At 68.9% G+C, this 13,935-nt stretch carries 17 protein-coding genes; 4 read left to right on the top strand and 13 right to left on the bottom strand.

Annotated elements, in window-relative coordinates:
* Positions 1-64: 64 nt before the first annotated feature.
* Complete coding sequence (locus tag ACLJO0_RS34685; protein WP_410583279.1) at positions 65-1,114, top strand: nitronate monooxygenase; 1,050 nt, start codon at positions 65-67, stop codon at positions 1,112-1,114.
* Here ACLJO0_RS34685 and ACLJO0_RS34680 read toward each other — a convergent pair.
* The 3 genes from ACLJO0_RS34680 to ACLJO0_RS34670 all read right to left on the bottom strand — a co-directional run bounded on the left by ACLJO0_RS34680 (position 1,089) and on the right by ACLJO0_RS34670 (position 4,839).
* Positions 1,089-2,567, bottom strand: coding sequence for an amino acid permease (locus ACLJO0_RS34680; RefSeq protein WP_125793176.1), 1,479 nt, complete (start codon positions 2,565-2,567; stop codon positions 1,089-1,091). The genes ACLJO0_RS34685 and ACLJO0_RS34680 overlap by 26 nt on opposite strands.
* Before the next feature lie 79 nt (positions 2,568-2,646).
* Complete coding sequence (locus ACLJO0_RS34675) at positions 2,647-3,690, bottom strand: alpha/beta hydrolase (RefSeq protein WP_410583277.1); 1,044 nt, start codon at positions 3,688-3,690, stop codon at positions 2,647-2,649.
* Between the two features lie 183 nt (positions 3,691-3,873).
* Positions 3,874-4,839, bottom strand: a complete 966-nt coding sequence (locus ACLJO0_RS34670; RefSeq protein WP_125793177.1) for a zinc-binding dehydrogenase — start codon at positions 4,837-4,839, stop codon at positions 3,874-3,876.
* A gap of 60 nt (positions 4,840-4,899) precedes the next feature.
* Here ACLJO0_RS34670 and ACLJO0_RS34665 point away from each other — a divergent pair, with 60 nt between their 5' ends.
* Genes ACLJO0_RS34665 through ACLJO0_RS34655 form a run of 3 tightly spaced genes read left to right on the top strand, consistent with a single transcriptional unit; the run spans position 4,900 to position 5,944 of the window.
* Positions 4,900-5,103 (top strand): CDP-alcohol phosphatidyltransferase family protein, encoded by a 204-nt coding sequence (locus ACLJO0_RS34665; RefSeq protein ID WP_125793178.1) that lies wholly within the window; start codon positions 4,900-4,902, stop codon positions 5,101-5,103.
* Between the two features lie 11 nt (positions 5,104-5,114).
* A complete protein-coding gene (locus ACLJO0_RS34660; protein WP_410583275.1) occupies positions 5,115-5,591 on the top strand; it encodes a ribonuclease domain-containing protein in 477 nt (158 codons plus the stop codon).
* On the top strand, positions 5,588-5,944 hold the full coding sequence (locus ACLJO0_RS34655; RefSeq protein ID WP_125793180.1) for a barstar family protein: 357 nt from the start codon (positions 5,588-5,590) through the stop codon (positions 5,942-5,944). The genes ACLJO0_RS34660 and ACLJO0_RS34655 overlap by 4 nt, the downstream gene beginning before the upstream one ends.
* Positions 5,945-5,947: 3 nt before the next feature.
* Here the strand turns inward: ACLJO0_RS34655 and ACLJO0_RS34650 are convergent, their stop codons facing one another.
* The 10 genes from ACLJO0_RS34650 to ACLJO0_RS34605 all read right to left on the bottom strand — a co-directional run bounded on the left by ACLJO0_RS34650 (position 5,948) and on the right by ACLJO0_RS34605 (position 13,928).
* Positions 5,948-6,721 carry an enoyl-CoA hydratase family protein gene (locus ACLJO0_RS34650; RefSeq protein ID WP_125785900.1) on the bottom strand — a complete coding sequence of 258 codons (774 nt, stop codon included), beginning with the start codon at positions 6,719-6,721 and terminating at the stop codon, positions 5,948-5,950.
* Positions 6,722-6,800: 79 nt separating this feature from the next.
* Positions 6,801-7,424, bottom strand: a complete 624-nt coding sequence (locus tag ACLJO0_RS34645; RefSeq protein ID WP_410583274.1) for a cyclase — start codon at positions 7,422-7,424, stop codon at positions 6,801-6,803.
* Between the two features lie 179 nt (positions 7,425-7,603).
* The gene (locus tag ACLJO0_RS34640; RefSeq protein ID WP_410583272.1) at positions 7,604-8,353 is read right to left on the bottom strand and encodes a sirohydrochlorin chelatase; all 750 of its coding nucleotides are present in this window, start codon (positions 8,351-8,353) and stop codon (positions 7,604-7,606) included.
* Positions 8,350-9,612, bottom strand: a complete 1,263-nt coding sequence (locus ACLJO0_RS34635) for a sulfate adenylyltransferase subunit 1 (protein ID WP_125793184.1) — start codon at positions 9,610-9,612, stop codon at positions 8,350-8,352. The genes ACLJO0_RS34640 and ACLJO0_RS34635 overlap by 4 nt, the downstream gene beginning before the upstream one ends.
* The gene (gene cysD, locus ACLJO0_RS34630) at positions 9,612-10,532 is read right to left on the bottom strand and encodes a sulfate adenylyltransferase subunit CysD (RefSeq protein ID WP_410583270.1); all 921 of its coding nucleotides are present in this window, start codon (positions 10,530-10,532) and stop codon (positions 9,612-9,614) included. The genes ACLJO0_RS34635 and cysD overlap by 1 nt, the downstream gene beginning before the upstream one ends.
* 11 nt (positions 10,533-10,543) lie before the next feature.
* Positions 10,544-11,239 carry a phosphoadenylyl-sulfate reductase gene (locus tag ACLJO0_RS34625; RefSeq protein ID WP_125793186.1) on the bottom strand — a complete coding sequence of 232 codons (696 nt, stop codon included), beginning with the start codon at positions 11,237-11,239 and terminating at the stop codon, positions 10,544-10,546.
* Positions 11,236-11,388, bottom strand: coding sequence for a hypothetical protein (locus ACLJO0_RS34620; protein WP_005158649.1), 153 nt, complete (start codon positions 11,386-11,388; stop codon positions 11,236-11,238). The genes ACLJO0_RS34625 and ACLJO0_RS34620 overlap by 4 nt, the downstream gene beginning before the upstream one ends.
* On the bottom strand, positions 11,385-13,079 hold the full coding sequence (locus ACLJO0_RS34615) for a nitrite/sulfite reductase (protein ID WP_410583268.1): 1,695 nt from the start codon (positions 13,077-13,079) through the stop codon (positions 11,385-11,387). Before ACLJO0_RS34615 ends, ACLJO0_RS34620 begins: the two co-directional genes overlap by 4 nt.
* Positions 13,080-13,115: 36 nt before the next feature.
* Positions 13,116-13,202, bottom strand: a complete 87-nt coding sequence (locus ACLJO0_RS34610) for a putative leader peptide (RefSeq protein ID WP_360907593.1) — start codon at positions 13,200-13,202, stop codon at positions 13,116-13,118.
* Positions 13,203-13,355: 153 nt separating this feature from the next.
* On the bottom strand, positions 13,356-13,928 hold the full coding sequence (locus tag ACLJO0_RS34605; RefSeq protein WP_410583267.1) for a TetR/AcrR family transcriptional regulator: 573 nt from the start codon (positions 13,926-13,928) through the stop codon (positions 13,356-13,358).
* Positions 13,929-13,935: the final 7 nt, after the last annotated feature.

The raw sequence follows: 13,935 nt of genomic DNA, 5'->3' as shown, positions 1-13,935 counted from the left end.
GCGATCCTTGGAGTGACTCGAACGTCACATACCGTGTCGTCGCGAGGGGACTATCGTCTGATTCGTGTTCGAAGATCTGCGTTTTCCCGTGATCGCGGCCCCGATGGCGGGCGGGCCGACCACTCCCGAGCTCGTCGCCGCGGTGACCGCGGCGGGCGGATTCGGTTTCCTGGCCGGGGGCTATCTGAGCGCCGATGTCCTCGCGGACCGGATCGCGAAGACGGCCGAACTCACCGGTGAGCCGTTCGGCGTGAATCTCTTCGTTCCGGGTGAGGCAGCCGGGGCTGATCTCGGCGGCCATATCGAGCGCTGGCGCGCGGAGGCCGAACGCCACGGCGTCGAACCCGGCGAGCCGAGCTGGGATGACGACGCCTATGGCGAGAAGCTCGAGGTCGTCCTGGAGCGGAAGGTTCCGGTCGTTTCCTTCACCTTCGGCACACCCTCGCCCGCAGACGTGGAACGGTTGCACGCCAACGGGAGCAAGGTGGCGGTCACCGTCACCAGCCCGGTCGAAGCCGATCAGGCGGTGGCGGTCGGCGCGGACGCGCTCGTGGTCCAGGGATTCGAAGCCGGGGCGCATCGAGGGCTCTTTGCTGACGAGCCCGGAGCGGAAGGCGGGGGAGCGCAGTACGGCGTACTCAGCCTGCTCCGCCTGGTCTCCGCGCGGACGGACCTGCCGCTCGTCGCGACCGGCGGGCTCGTGCACGGTGCCGATATCGCGGCGGTGCTGGCGGCGGGTGCCGTCGCGGCGCAGTTGGGCACCGCGTTTCTGAGGGCGGACGAGGCCGGGACGCAGCCCGCGCATCGGCAGGCGCTCGCGGACGGGGGCAGGCCGACGGCGTTCACCAGGGCGTTCAGCGGGCGTCCCGCCCGGTCGCTGGTCAACCGCGCGGTCGCGGATTTCTCGGCCACGGCGCCGTCGGCGTATCCGCAGGTCAACAACTTGACCAAACCGATCCGCGCGGCGGCGGGCAAGGCAGGCGATCCCGAGATCATGTCCCTCTACGCGGGGCAGACCTACGAACTCGCGGGCTCCGGCCCGGCGGCGTCGATCGTCGAACGCCTCCAGACCGAAGCCCGCGAAGCCGCTACGCGTTTGAGTCGTCTCCGCTGACCTGCTTCGCGTCGCCGTTGTTCGCGTTCATCGCGGAGTGGCGGCGGCTGTAGGCGAAGTAGATGATCAGGCCGAGGCCGAACCAGGCCGCGAACCGCAGCCAGGTGTGGTAGTTCAGGAATGTGATCAGCCAGATCGAGAAGACGATGCCGATGATCGGCACGACCGGCATGCCCGGGGTCTTGAACGTCCGCGGCAGGTCCGGCTGCTTGTAGCGCAGCACGATCACCGCGACGCAGACGACGACGAACGCGAGCAGGATGCCGATGTTCGTCAGTTCCGCGGCCTCACCGATGGGCAGCAGCCCGGCGATGATCGCCGACGCGATGCCGAGCACCCAGGTCATCCGGCTCGGCACCTTGCGCACCGGGTGGGTCTTGCTGAACCACTTCGGCAGCAGGCCGTCGCGGCTCATCGAGTAGCCGACGCGGCTCGCGCCCATGAGGAAGGTGAACAGCACGGTGGTGATACCGATGATCGCGCCGACCGCGATGATCAGGCCGAGCCACTTCATCCCGACGCCCGCGAAGGCGCTGGAGAAGGCGGCTTCGCCGTCGATGTCCTTGTAGTTGACCATCCCGGTCAGGACCAGGCAGGCCAGCACGTAGAGCACCATCGAGATGGCGAGCGAGTAGATGATCGCCTTCGGCATGTGCTTTTGGGAGTCGGTCGATTCCTCGGCCGCGGTGGACATGGCGTCGTAGCCGAAAACAGCGAAGAAGACCGTCGCGGCTCCGGCGAACGCGCCGCTGAGGCCGAACGGGAAGAAGTTCGAGTAGTTGTCCGTGTTGATGTGGAAGACACCGACGACGATCACCAGCAGGACCAGGCCGACCTTCAGGTAGACCAGCAGCGTCTCGAACCGGGCGGCGTTCTTCATGCCCTGGTTGAGAATGAAGGCGATCAGCAGGCACAGCAGGACGGCGAACAGGTTGATCTTGTAGGAGCCCGCTGCGACGTCGGCCTTCTCGGTGCCGGGGGCGCCCAGCATCCAGACCGGGAGGTTGATGTCGAGGTAGCCCAGTAGCTCGTTGAAGTAGCCGGAGATGCCGATCGCGACCACCGCGACGATCGCGGTGTACTCCAGCAGGAGATCCCAGCCGATGAACCAGCCGACGATCTCGCCCAGCACGGTGTACCCGTAGGTGTACGCGGATCCGGCCCGGGGGATCAGCCCGGCGAACTCGGCGTAGGAGAACGCGGCGGCGGCGCTGGCGATCCCCGCGATGAGGAAGGAGATGAGCACGGCAGGGCCGGCCTTCTCGTTCGCGACCGCGCCGGCCAGGGAGAAGATCCCCGCGCCGATGATGCCGCCGACCCCGATCGCGGTCAGCTGGCGCAGGCCCAGCGTGCGCTGGAGCCCACCGCCGCCGTCACTGAGTTCTTGGATCTGCTCGATCGGTTTGCGTCGGAATATCCCGGATCCCGAGCCCAGGCTGCGCGGTGCGGACATCGTCGTCTCCCAACAGTTCGTGCTTTTCGGACTGGGTCACAGTCCGAAAGGCACCGTAGCGGGAGTCGGGACATCGCACCTATCCGGCGACGGTGTCCTCGCTCACTTCGGCGGCGACGCGGGCGGCGATCTTCGACGGCCTCGACGCGCCGGCGGAGAAGTAGGTGAGCAGTTCCGAGATCTCGACGGGGTCGTCCAGCTGCGGGCAGTGGCCCCAGTCCTCGCGCACCATCAGCCTGCTGTGCGGGACCAGCGCGTGCAGCTGCCGTCCGGAGGCGGCGCTGACCAGTTTGTCCTTGCCGCAGACGACCACCAGGAGCGGGACGCGGATCTCTTCGAGCCGGTACGCGTCCGCCAGCTCTTCGACCAGTTGCCGGGCCTGTTCGAGCCGGGTGGTGGTGGAGCGGTAGTCCGGGAACAGCGAGGTGAACCGGCGCACCTGCTCGGCGTCCGCGGCGGTCGCGTTCGCGTACAGCAGCCGCGGGACGACCTGCTCGGCGACGGCGCGCACGAGGAAGCCGGGGACCGGCAGCGGGAGAGCCGAGTACATCCTGAGCGGCAGCGGATAGCGGGCCACGGTGCGGATGAGCCAGCTGTCCACGAAACCGGGCGCGGCGATCGAGACCACGCCCGCGACCGGGAGCCGGTGGTTCTCCGCGGCGCGCAGGCTCATCGTGCCGCCGAGCGAGTTGCCGGCGAGCACGACCGTGCCGAGGACGGCCTGTTCCTTGATCACGGCCGCGGTGAACGCGTCCAGCTGCGGCAGCATCGAGCCCGGCCGCAGTGGCTGAGCGTCACCGAATCCGGGCAAATCGACCGCGACCGCCGGAACACCGGCGGCCGCGAGCAGCTCCAGAACCGGGCGCCAGGTGTCGGCGCTGTCGCAATAACCGTGCAGCAGCACCAGCCGCGGCGCCGTCGGCTTGGCGTGCGCGCGTGCGGCGGCCCGCTTGCCGAGCACCCGCCGCGGAGCGCGATCGGCCGATTCCACCGGCTGTGGCCCGACTTCGAGCACTCTGGTGCGAACGCCGGCGTAGCGCCGGAACGACACGCGGATCGGGTCGGTGTCCGTGGTGGTCCGGCCCCCGGGGTCCGCCGGTTCGGGCCGCTGCGATGCGGTCATCTCTCCAGGCTAACCGCGAGAGGTCGGATTTTGGTCGAACTTTGGTCGTGAAAAGCTCCCTGAGTCATAACGTTCTTGACACTTGACAAGACTCCGAAATGACTGTTTGACCTGCGAGGAACGCGCGGACGTGCGCTTGTGTGCGCGCTTGATCACCGCGAGGGGGAGCGCTCACCCCTCCGATCAATGCGTGAAGACCACCTTGCCGGAAGTTTCCCCGTCGAGCATGTTCTTAAACCCGGTTTCGGCTTCCGCGAACGGCAACTCGGCGCCGATCTGCGGGCGCACCCCGGTGAGCTCCAGGTAGGCGAGGAGATCGTTCAGTTCGTCCCTGGTCCCCATCGTCGAACCCGCGATACGCAGTTGCAGAAAGAACACGCGTTGCAACTCCGCGTGAGCGTCCGGACCGCTGGTCGACCCCGAAACAACGATGATCCCGCCCGGTTTGAGTGACTTCACCGAGTGCGACCAGGTCGCCTTCCCGACGGTTTCGAAGACCGCGTCGACCCGCTCCGGCAGGCGCGCGCCGGACTCAAAGGTCTGATGTGCGCCCAGGCTCTCGGCCAGCGCACGCTTCTCTTCGCTACGCCCGGTCACCCAAACCCGGAATCCGGCCGCACGCCCGAGTTGCACGAGGGCGGTCGAGACGCCGCCGGAGGCGCCCTGGACGAGCATCGTCTGCCCCGGCCGCAGCCCGGACTTCACGAACAGCATCCGGTACGCGGTCAGCCACGCCGTGCCCATGGTCGCGGCTTCCGCGAAGGTCAGGCCCGACGGCTTCGGCACGACGTTGCGGGCCGGAACCACGACCTGCTCGGCGAAGGTGCCTTGGTGCTTCTCGGTGAGCAGGGTGCGTTTCGGGTCGAGGGTGTCGTCGCCCTGCCAGCCGGGTGCGTTGATCACCGAGTGGATGACGACCTCGGTGCCGTCGTCGAGGGTGCCCGCGCCGTCGCAGCCCAGGATCATCGGGAACTGCTCGGGTTTGATGCCGACGCCGCGCAGCGTCCACAGGTCGTGCATGTTGAGGCTGGCGGCCTTGACGTTGACCCGCACCCAGCCTTCGGGTGCCTCGGGTTCGGGTCGCTCGCCGATCACGAGCGAGTCCAGCGGCTTTTCGGCGTTGGGTTCGGAAGCGTAAACGGCGAACATGTCAGCAACCTACATGGCCTGACGGGCGGTGGCAGTGGGTGCGAGCGTAGGCTCACATTCGTGTTCAACGGGCTTGCAGACTGGTGGGACGGCGTCGAGTTGTGGCTCGCGCAGGCCCCGTTTCCCGTGCAGTTCGTGCTGGTCATGGCGGTCGTCGTACCGCTGTGCCTGGTCGCCGCCTGGGTGCTCGATTCGGTCTTCGGCAAGGTCGCCCGGCTCTTCGGTACGGCCCGCGATGCGAACGACTCCGACCGGCCGTCCTAAGCTGGCACACCATGTTCAACCGTAGGCGGATCACCGCCGCCCTGATCGGCCTGATCGTGCTGGTGCTCGCAGGCTGGTTCGTCAAGGACGGCATCAGCGGTGACGACACGAAGAGCGCCCCGGCGAGTTCGTCCGCTTCGGCCGCGCCGTCGGGAGACGCCGCGAGCCAGGCGAAGGGCAAGGTCGCGGGTGCGGACTCCGGTCTTCCGGTCAAACCGCTCACCGGACTTCCCCCGCAGGCGTCCGACACCTGGAAGCTCATCCAGGCGGGCGGGCCGTACCCGTATCCGCGCAACGACGACGTGACCTTCCAGAACCGGGAAAAGGTCCTGCCTGCCAAGGGTTCCGGCTACTACCGGGAGTACACGGTCAAGACGCCGGGCAGCCCGGATCGCGGAGCGCGGCGGATGGTGACCGGCTCCGGCAAGGAGCTGTACTACACCGAGGACCACTACAAGTCCTTCGTCGTAGTGGACACCAGCCGATGAGCGCGGCGAAGGAAGCGGCGGACAAGGCGTTCGCCCGCGGTGCGCGTCCGCATCTGATCGACGGCGGCAAGACGGTCGACAAGGCTTCGACACTCGACGCGATCGCGGAGGCGTTGTCCTTCCCCGACTACTTCGGGAAGAACCTCGACGCGCTCTACGACTGCCTCACCGACCTGTCCTGGCTCGCGCCGGGTGAGCACGTGCTGATCTGGACCGGTTCCTCGCTGCTCAAGGAGCGCGATCCGAAGGCGTACTTGGCCGTCCGCAGCGTGCTTTCCGACGCGCAGCGGGCGCTGGGGCCGTCCGGTGAGCGGACGGACTCCCGGCGCCTCACCGTCGTCCTGCCCGACTGAGGTTCAGCTTTCGGGCACCCAGTTCGGTTTGCGCTTCTGCGCGAAGGCCGTGATGCCTTCCTGGCCTTCTTCGCTCGCGAAGAAGCCGGCGGACAGCTTGTTCATGGCCTCGAAGCCTTCGCTCGGTGTCGCCGGACGAGGCTTGCTGAGCAGTTCCTTCGTCGCCGCGAGCGCCTTCGGCCCGCCGAGGGCGAGCGCCTTGACGTAGCGGGCGACCTCGCCGTCGAGTTCGTCGGCGGAGACGGCCGAGTTCAGCAGGCCGATCTCGACGGCGCGCTTCGCGTCGAAGGTGTCGCCGGTCAGGAACAGTTCGTGGGCGGCGCGGGCGGTGAGCCGCGGCAGCACGGTGAGCGAGATGACGGCGGGCACGACGCCGATCCGCACCTCGGAGAAGGCGAAGGTCGCTTCGTTGACGGCCACGGCGATGTCGGTCGCGGCCACCATGCCGATCCCGCCCGCCCGCGCGGGGCCCGCCAGCTTCGCCACGACAGGTTTGGGGCTGGTCCACAGCTGCTCGAGGATCTTCGGGAACTCGTTGACGCCCTGGGCGCCCGCGCCGGCGCCGCGGGCCTCCTTGAGATCCATTCCCGCGCAGAACACCGGGCCGGTGTGGGTGAGCACGATGACCCGCACGGCGTCGTCCGCCCGTGCCTTGTCCAGCGATTCGCTCAGTTCACGCCGCAGCTGGGCGGAGAGGGCGTTGCGGTTGTGCGGGGAGTCCAAGGTGATCGTGGCGGTGCCGCCCACCACGTCGTAGTGCACCAGTTCGTCAGCCATGCCTCACCTTCGCATGGGCGAAGTCGGGCCGGGCAGTGGCCTGCGCCACCATCTCCTCCGACGGTGGCGCAGGCACGGGTCAGCCGATCGTCGTGGTGGTGAAGGTCGGGCTCGGGTTCGGGAAGCACGACGTCGGGGCGGAGACGTCGAAACCGGCGCTGACCACGGCGGTGAACGTCAGGCCCGGGTCGGCGTAGCTGGAACCGCCCAGCTTCGTCTCGATGGTGCCGGACGATCCGGCGGTGAGGTGCGCCGTCACGGTCGGCAGCTCGAACGTCGAACCGCCGGCGATCGGGCCGGGGAAGCTCAGCGTCGCGACGCTGCCGGACACGGTGATCTTCGGCGGGGTCGAGCCGATGCCGGAGCCGCCGGCGAGGTCGGCGCTCACCCAGGTCGAGTTCGCCGGGATCGGGATCTTCAGGGAGAAGTCCTTGATCTGCTTGACCTGGTAGCCGCTGACCTCGGCCGGGACGGTGTTCGGCGCCGGGTCGATGACGATGTCGAGCGCGGCGCCGGGAGCGACCGCGGCAGGCGCGGTGACGTCGGCGTCCTGGTTCAGCTTGAGGTACTTGTTGCCGACGAGCGGCGGCTTCGCTTCGCAGTCGAAGACGACGGTGGTCGCCGCCGAAGCCGGCGCGGCGAGACCGACGAGCGGGACGAGCACGGCCGACGCGCAGACGAGGGCACGGATGGCAGCCTTCATGTTCCACCTACCTGGGGGTTCGATGGGGAGAGAGGGAGCTGCGCAGCGATTAGAGAGTTACCGGCAAGTTAAGTAACTCGTCAAGAAATCTCCGTTCCCATACGCGAGGCGTGACGGAACTGGGAACGAGACCCTCCGAAAATCGGTATCAAGCGCCCGAACGGGACGCGTCGCTCTACTCAGGCAGCGAGCCGCGCGGCGGCGGCGTCGTAGCGGTCCAGGACGAGCCCGGCGATCCGCGGATCCGGCCCCAGCGGTCCGGCGACGACCACCGACGGGTCGGCTTCGCGGGCCAGCCGCGCGATCCGGTCCGGCAGCAGCCCCGGCGCGAGGAACCAGCCCGCGACCGCGAGCCGCTGTGCGCCGTTGAGCCGCAACCGCGCGACGGCGGCGGGCACGTCCGGCTGCGCGGCGCTCGCGAACGCGGGCGTCGCGAGCAACCCGCGGCGCAGCTGCCAGCGGGTGGTGATCCCGGCGACCGCGTCGTTCGCCGCGACGTTCGACGAGCCGACACCCGCCAGCAGGACACCCAGCCCCGGATCGTCCAGATCGGCGCCGGCCTCGGCGAGCCGGTCCAGCGCGACCGTCTCGATCAGCGGGTCGATGCCCAGCACCCCGGAAACCCGCACGTCGAGGCCGGGGCAGTCCGCGGTCGCCTCGGCGACGAGCGCGGGCAGATCGACCCGGGCGTGGTACGCGACGCCCAGCAGCAGGGGCACCACGACGACCTCGCGATGCCCCTCGGCGTACAACCCGCGCAGGGCATCGGTGAGCAGCGGCTCCGAGAGATCCAAAAAGGACTCACGGATGTCGAGACCCGGCGCCAGGCCACGGGAGACGTCGAGCAGGGCGCGGATGGTCGCGGCGGACCGCGGATCGCGGCTGCCGTGGGCGACGGCGACCAGTGGCGGAGTGAGGCTTGGGGTCATGCGAACCTTTCGCCGACGAGTCCGGCCGCCAGTGTATCGCCGTCCTTCGGGTCGATGACCAGGAAAGCGCCCGTCCGCGGGCTGACGCCGTAGTCGTCCACGCCGATCTCCTCGGCCAGCCGCAGCGTGACCCGGCCGATGTCGTTGAGTTCCAACGTGCCCGGATCATCCACACTGGACAGGGTCTGCTCGTCGAAGCGGGCGTGGAGTTCGCCGACGAGTGCCTGCACCGTCCGCGCCCCGTGCTTCACGAGCACGCGCGCGCCCGGTTTCAGCGCCTTGGTCGAGAGCCAGCACAGGGTCGCGGTGATCTCGTCGGTCACCGTCGGCTGACGGTCTGCGGCGGAGATCAGGTCACCCCGTGAGATGTCGAGATCGTCCGCGAGCAGCAGGGTCACCGAGGTGCCCGCACCGGCTTCGGCGAGCGGTCCGTCGGCGGTGTCGATGCCTTCGACGCGGCTGCGGATGCCTTGCGGCAGCACGACGATCTCGTCGCCCGGCCGGACGGTGCCCGCCGCGATCTGCCCCGCGTACCCGCGGTAGTCGGGGTGGTCGGCCGTGCGCGGCCGGATCACGTACTGCACCGGGAAGCGGAACGCCGAATCGTGCGGATCCGGCGCCACCGGCACGGTTTCCAGGTGCTCCAGCAGGGTCGGGCCGGAGTACCACGGGGTCTTGTCCGACTTCTCCGCCACGTTGTCGCCCACCAGCGCCGAAACCGGCACCGCGAGCACGGAACCCCGCTCGTAGCCCAGGGACGCGGCGTGCTCGGCGAACTCCTCGGCGATCACGGTGAACGTCGCTTCGTCGTAGCCGACGAGGTCGATCTTGTTCACCGCCAGTACCAGGTTCGGGACGCCCAGCAGGGCGAGCACCGCGGCGTGACGGCGGGTCTGCTCGATGACGCCCTTGCGCGCGTCCACCAGCAGCACGGCCAGTTGCGCGGTGGACGCCCCGGTCACCGTGTTCCGCGTGTACTGCACGTGGCCCGGCGTGTCCGCGAGCACGAAACTGCGCTTCGGCGTGGCGAAGTACCGGTACGCCACGTCGATCGTGATGCCCTGCTCGCGTTCCGAGCGAAGGCCGTCCACGAGCAGCGAGAGGTCCGGAGTGGACAGTCCTTTGTCGACACTGGCGCGGGTGACCGCGTCCAGCTGGTCGGCGAGCACGGATTTGGTGTCGTACAGGAGCCGCCCGACGAGGGTCGACTTCCCGTCGTCCACGCTGCCCGCGGTCGCGAGCCTGAGGAGGCTGGACATCAGAAGTACCCTTCCCGCTTGCGGTCTTCCATCGCCGCCTCCGACATCCGGTCGTCGGCGCGGGTGGCGCCGCGTTCGGTGAGCCGGGAGGCCGAGACCTCGGCGATGACCTCGTCCACCGTGGCGGCGGTCGATTCGATGGCTCCCGTGCACGAACCGTCGCCGACGGTCCGGTAGCGCACGGTCAGTTCCTTGACGACCTCCTCCGGCCGCGGCCCGCCCCACGGTCCTTCGGCCAGCCACATGCCGTCACGCTGGTAGACCTCGCGCCGGTGCGCGTAGTAGATCGACGGCAGCTCGACCTTCTCCCGCGCGATGTAGTTCCAGACGTCCGCCTCGGTCCAGTTGGACAGCGGGAAGACGCGGACCTGCTCGCCGGGGCGGTGCCGACCGTTGTAGAGGTTCCACAGTTCCGGGCGCTGCCGCCGGGGGTCCCACTGGCCGAAGGAGTTGCGGAGGCTGAAGATCCGCTCCTTGGCGCGGGCGCGCTCCTCGTCGCGGCGTCCGCCGCCGAAGACGGCGTCGAACTTGTTCTCGGCGATCGTGTCGAGCAGTGGCGTGGTCTGCAACGGGTTGCGCATCCCGTCGGCGCGCTCTTCGAGCCTGCTGTCGTCGATCCAGTCCTGGACCTTCGCCACGACCAGGCGGAGCCCGTGCTGCTCGACGACCCGGTCGCGGAAGTCGATGACCTCGTCGAAGTTGTGCCCGGTGTCCACGTGCAGCAACGGGAACGGCACCGGCGCGGGCCAGAACGCCTTGATCGCCAAATGCAGCAGCAGCGTCGAGTCCTTGCCGCCGGAGAACAGGATCACCGGCCGGTCGAACTCACCCGCCACCTCGCGGAAGATGTGGATGGCCTCGGATTCCAACGCCGCCAGGTTGTCCTGTGCCGCGGCCGCGACCGGTTCGAGCGTGGTCATGTCGTCCCTTCTCACCCGTGCAAGCCGCACTCGGTCTTGCCCTGCCCGGCCCACCGGCCGCTGCGCGGGTCCTGACCCGGAGCGACCTTCGCGGTGCACGGCGCGCAGCCGATCGACAGATAACCGATGGACACCAACGGGTTCTCGAGGATCCCGTGCTCGTCGATGTAGTCCCTGAACTCGTCGTCGGACCACGGCGCGATCGGGTTGATCTTCACCAGTCCGTTGCGGTCGTCCCAGGTGACGATCGGGGTGTTCGCGCGGGTCGGCGCGTCGACGCGGCGGACGCCGGTCACCCACGCCGAGTACTTCGCGAGCGTGTTCCGCAGCGGCACCACCTTGCGGAGCTGGCAGCACTGGTTCGGGTCGCGCTCGTGCAGCTTCGGGCCGTACTCGGCGTCCTGTTCGGCGACGCTCTGCGCGGCCTCGGCGTTGACGATCCGCACCCCGGGGTACACCGCCTGCACCGCGTCACGGGTGCCGATGGTCTCCGGGAAGTGGTAGCCGGTCTGCAGGAACAGGACGTCGACGTCGGGTTTGACCTGGGTGGCCAGATCGATGAGGACGGCGTCCTGCATGTTCGACGCGACGATGAAGTCGTCGCCGAAGGTCTCCGCGGTCCAGCGCAGGGCCTCGGTCGCGGTCGCCTCCGCGAGCTCCTTCGAAGCTCGTTCGGCGAGCGTCTTGTAGTCGGCAGTGGCGGTCATCCTGGTGACACCTCCGGAAAGGACAGTCCGAGGAACTTCACGGTGAAGACCCGGCGGCAGCCCGAGCACAGCCAGGAGCCGCCCTCTTCGGGCCGCAGGTCTTCATCGCCACAGAAAGGGCAGTAGTACGGGGTCGCGCGTTCGGTCATTGCAAGACGCCCTCGTCGGCCCGCAGGACCCACTGGGCGAACCGCTCGCCGGGTTCGCGGCCGGCGATGTACGCCCGCACGACCCGTTCGACGTACGCGGTCAGCTCCGACGCGGTCACCTTGTGCCCGCGCAGTTTCCGGCCGAATCCGGCGTCGAGGCCGAGCCCGCCGCCGAGGTGCACCTGGAAGCCTTCGACCTGGTTGCCGTCCTCGTCGGTGACGATCTGGCCCTTGAGCCCGATGTCGGCGGTCTGGACCCGGGCGCAGGAGTTGGGGCAGCCGTTGAGGTGCACGGTCACCGGGTTCTCGATCTCGGCCTGGATGTCGGCGAGGCGCTTCTCGAGTTCGGTGACCAGTTCGATCGCGCGGGCCTTCGTCTCGACGATCGCGAGCTTGCAGAACTCCAGGCCGGTGCACGCCATGATCCCGCGCCGCCACGGCGAAGGCTTGGTCTGGAGGCCGAGATCGGCCAGTTCGGTCTTCAGCCCGTTCACCTCGGCCTCGGGAACGTCGAGGACCACGAGCTTCTGGTGCGGGGTCAGGCGGACGCGGTTCGACCCGGCCCGCTCGGCGGCCTTGGCGACCGCCAGCAGGGTGGCCCCGGAGACGCGGCCGGCGACCGGCGCGGCGCCCAGGTAGAACTTCCCGTCGATCTGCGGGTGCACGCCGACGTGGTCGATCTGGGCGGCGGGCACCTCGGGTGCCGGGCCGTCGGTCAGCTTGCGCTTGAGGTACTCGTCTTCCAGCACCTGCCGGAACTTCGCGACACCCCAGTCCTTCACCAGGAACTTGATCCGGGCGCGGGCGCGCAGCCGCCGGTAGCCGTAGTCGCGGAAGACGCTGATCACGCCTTCCCAGACGTCGGGGACCTCATCGAGGGAGACCCAGGCGCCCAGCCGCTGCCCGATCATCGGGTTGGTGGACAGGCCGCCACCGACCCAGACGTCGAAGCCGGGGCCGTGTTCGGGGTGGTTCACGCCGACGAAGGCGACGTCGTTGATCTCGTGCGCGACGTCCTGCTGCCCGGAGACCGCGGTCTTGAACTTGCGCGGCAGGTTCGAGTAGCGCGGGTCGCCGATGTAGCGGCGTTTGATCTCGTCGATCGCGGGCGTGCCGTCGATGATCTCGTCGGCGGCGATGCCGGCGACGGGGGAGCCGAGGATGACGCGCGGGCTGTCGCCGCAGGCCTCCATCGTGGTCATCCCGGCCTTCTCCAGCTTCGCCCAGATCGTCGGGACGTCCTCGATCTGGATCCAGTGGTACTGGATGTTCTGCCGGTCGGTGATGTCGGCGGTGTCGCGCGCGTGGGTCTGCGAAATCTCGGCGAGCACGGCCAGCTGATCGGTGGTCAGCGCGCCGCCGTCGAGCCGGACCCGCAGCATGAAGTAGCGGTCGTCGAGCTCTTCGGGCTCCAGCGTCGCCGTGCGGCCGCCGTCGATCCCCGGCTTGCGCTGGGTGTAGAGACCGAACCAGCGGAACCGGCCGCGGAGGTCACCCGGGTCGATGGAATCGAAGCCGCCGCGGGCGTAGATGTTCTCGATCCGGGCCCGGACGTTGAGCGGGTTGTCGTCCTTCTTGGACCGCTCGTTGGGGTTCAGCGGCTCGCGGTAGCCCAAAGCCCACTGTCCCTCGCCCCGTTTCTGTTTCACCCGGGGCGTGCGGGCAGGGGTTTCGCGCGTGGGCGACGACATGGGAGTCCTCCGGCAGATCGTGGTGGTGGCGGGGAGTCAGCGGTTCGTCGCACAGAGCGCGCTCGCCACACGACGGAGATCCACGTGGCGGCGTGCCACGAGGGTGATTCCGGCGCGGGTCATTGAATCAGCGTGCCACGCGCCCACTATGTGGTCCAGGCCGGTCCGAATGCTGGGAACACTGTCCGAACTTGGCTGTATTCGCAGGTCAGAGGCCTGCTTTGGCGGTCAAGTCCGGGTTCGCGACCGGGCATTGTGACGCAGAACGCGCACGGTTCAAGAAGGCAGGACGCGGTCCACGATGATCCGGATGACGTCCTCGTCGGTGACGTCCGCGAGCACCTCCGGCAGGGTCAGCCGTTCGACGGTGAGCCCCGTCAGCGCGAGGTACATCAGCAGGACCTCGGCGCGCCCGCCCGGCATTCCGGCCGCGACGTGCCAGTCGACGCTCATGTCGATGCCCTCGCGGATGGTCTTGGTCAGTTCGGCCGAAAGATCCGGGCGCCGGGTGGCTTCGAGCCTGAGCTCGAGCAGCGCGAGATAAGGCTCGCGGTGGGCGGTCAGCCGCCCCATGAGCTCGCCGAGCAGTACGCCGACCCGGTCGTGGGACGGCGTCTCGGCCTGCGGGTTCGCCATCACGTCGGCCGGCGCCGACAGCCGTTCGTGTACGCGGACGCCGACCTCGCCGAGCAGCTGGTCCCGGTTGCGGAAGTAGTTGGACGTCGTTCCCGGCGGGACATCCGCTTCGACGTCCACGGCGCGATAGGTGAGGCCGCGTGCGCCTTCGCGGGCGAGGACGGTGATCGCGGCGTCGGTGAGCGCGGTCCGGCGCTCCGGGTTCTGTCGCATCGGAACA

The sequence above is a fragment of the Amycolatopsis sp. lyj-108 genome, from assembly GCF_046549005.1.
In the GTDB taxonomy this organism is placed as follows: Bacteria; Actinomycetota; Actinomycetes; order Mycobacteriales; family Pseudonocardiaceae; genus Amycolatopsis.
Note: the sequence above shows the minus strand (reverse complement) of the source record. Positions and strands in the feature narration are given on the sequence as shown.

Bases quoted from the DNA above. Each gene is read 5' to 3' on its own strand.
- ACLJO0_RS34680 (WP_125793176.1), bottom strand. From the start codon at position 2,567: ATGTCCGCACCGCGCAGCCTGGGCTCGGGATCCGGGATATTCCGACGC.
- ACLJO0_RS34675 (WP_410583277.1), bottom strand. From the start codon at position 3,690: ATGACCGCATCGCAGCGGCCCGAACCGGCGGACCCCGGGGGCCGGACC.
- ACLJO0_RS34670 (WP_125793177.1), bottom strand. From the start codon at position 4,839: ATGTTCGCCGTTTACGCTTCCGAACCCAACGCCGAAAAGCCGCTGGAC.
- ACLJO0_RS34660 (WP_410583275.1), top strand. From the start codon at position 5,115: ATGTTCAACCGTAGGCGGATCACCGCCGCCCTGATCGGCCTGATCGTG.
- ACLJO0_RS34655 (WP_125793180.1), top strand. From the start codon at position 5,588: ATGAGCGCGGCGAAGGAAGCGGCGGACAAGGCGTTCGCCCGCGGTGCG.
- ACLJO0_RS34650 (WP_125785900.1), bottom strand. From the start codon at position 6,721: ATGGCTGACGAACTGGTGCACTACGACGTGGTGGGCGGCACCGCCACG.
- ACLJO0_RS34645 (WP_410583274.1), bottom strand. From the start codon at position 7,424: ATGAAGGCTGCCATCCGTGCCCTCGTCTGCGCGTCGGCCGTGCTCGTC.
- ACLJO0_RS34640 (WP_410583272.1), bottom strand. From the start codon at position 8,353: ATGACCCCAAGCCTCACTCCGCCACTGGTCGCCGTCGCCCACGGCAGC.
- ACLJO0_RS34635 (WP_125793184.1), bottom strand. From the start codon at position 9,612: ATGTCCAGCCTCCTCAGGCTCGCGACCGCGGGCAGCGTGGACGACGGG.
- cysD (WP_410583270.1), bottom strand. From the start codon at position 10,532: ATGACCACGCTCGAACCGGTCGCGGCCGCGGCACAGGACAACCTGGCG.
- ACLJO0_RS34625 (WP_125793186.1), bottom strand. From the start codon at position 11,239: ATGACCGCCACTGCCGACTACAAGACGCTCGCCGAACGAGCTTCGAAG.
- ACLJO0_RS34620 (WP_005158649.1), bottom strand. From the start codon at position 11,388: ATGACCGAACGCGCGACCCCGTACTACTGCCCTTTCTGTGGCGATGAA.
- ACLJO0_RS34615 (WP_410583268.1), bottom strand. From the start codon at position 13,079: ATGTCGTCGCCCACGCGCGAAACCCCTGCCCGCACGCCCCGGGTGAAA.
- ACLJO0_RS34610 (WP_360907593.1), bottom strand. From the start codon at position 13,202: ATGACCCGCGCCGGAATCACCCTCGTGGCACGCCGCCACGTGGATCTC.
- ACLJO0_RS34605 (WP_410583267.1), bottom strand. From the start codon at position 13,928: ATGCGACAGAACCCGGAGCGCCGGACCGCGCTCACCGACGCCGCGATC.